Annotated in this window: 6 tRNA genes; all 6 read right to left on the bottom strand. The window is 51.1% G+C overall.

The annotated features are described in order from the left end of the window. Nucleotides 1-93 precede the first annotated feature (93 nt). Nucleotides 94-166 (bottom strand) — tRNA-Ala (locus tag RL70_RS17155). Between the two features lie 16 nt (nt 167-182). Beyond that, a tRNA-Pro gene (locus tag RL70_RS17150) sits at nt 183-259 on the bottom strand. Nucleotides 260-277: 18 nt separating this feature from the next. Then, nucleotides 278-354: transfer RNA gene (locus RL70_RS17145), tRNA-Arg, on the bottom strand. A gap of 21 nt (nt 355-375) precedes the next feature. After that, a tRNA-Leu gene (locus RL70_RS17140) sits at nt 376-464 on the bottom strand. An 11-nt stretch (nt 465-475) separates the two neighbouring features. Then, nucleotides 476-550, bottom strand: a tRNA-Gly gene (locus RL70_RS17135). 8 nt (nt 551-558) lie between these two features. Beyond that, a tRNA-Leu gene (locus RL70_RS17130) sits at nt 559-640 on the bottom strand. Between the last annotated feature and the right edge of the window lie 53 nt (nt 641-693).

Here is a 693-nt window from a genome sequence, read left to right as displayed (position 1 = left end):
TAAGATCTGTTTGTGTTTGTTTCACCGGCAGAACCGGTTTCCCAAACGATAATTCGTTGACATTTTGCTGTTCAGTTTTCAAGGTTCATAGAGTGGAGCCTAGCGGGATCGAACCGCTGACCTCCTGCGTGCAAGGCAGGCGCTCTCCCAGCTGAGCTAAGGCCCCGTATTAAAGATAAAAATGGTCGGGAAGACAGGATTCGAACCTGCGACCCCTTGGTCCCAAACCAAGTGCTCTACCAAGCTGAGCTACTTCCCGTTCCAAAAAATATAAAATTGGCGCGCCCGGCAGAAGTCGAATCCACAACCTTCTGATCCGTAGTCAGACGCTCTATCCAATTGAGCTACGGGCGCAAATTATTCACGAAATGAAAATGGTGCCGAGAACCGGAATCGAACCGGTACGGTAGTCACCTACCGCAGGATTTTAAGTCCTGTGCGTCTGCCAGTTCCGCCACCCCGGCAAAAAAATCAATGGAGCGGAAGACGGGATTCGAACCCGCGACCCCGACCTTGGCAAGGTCGTATTCTACCACTGAACTACTTCCGCATAAGAGATGCGGGTGAAGGGACTTGAACCCCCACGCCCGAAGGCACTAGATCCTAAGTCTAGCGCGTCTGCCAATTCCGCCACACCCGCATAATCTCTAGATAGTCTGTAATTTCATTACAGAAATGGTGAGCCATGCAGGA

Source organism: Sporosarcina sp. ZBG7A (assembly GCF_000813425.1).
Classification (GTDB): domain Bacteria; phylum Bacillota; class Bacilli; order Bacillales_A; family Planococcaceae; genus Sporosarcina.
The sequence above is the reverse complement of the archived record's forward strand: the minus strand, read 5'-3'. Positions and strand labels throughout refer to the sequence as shown.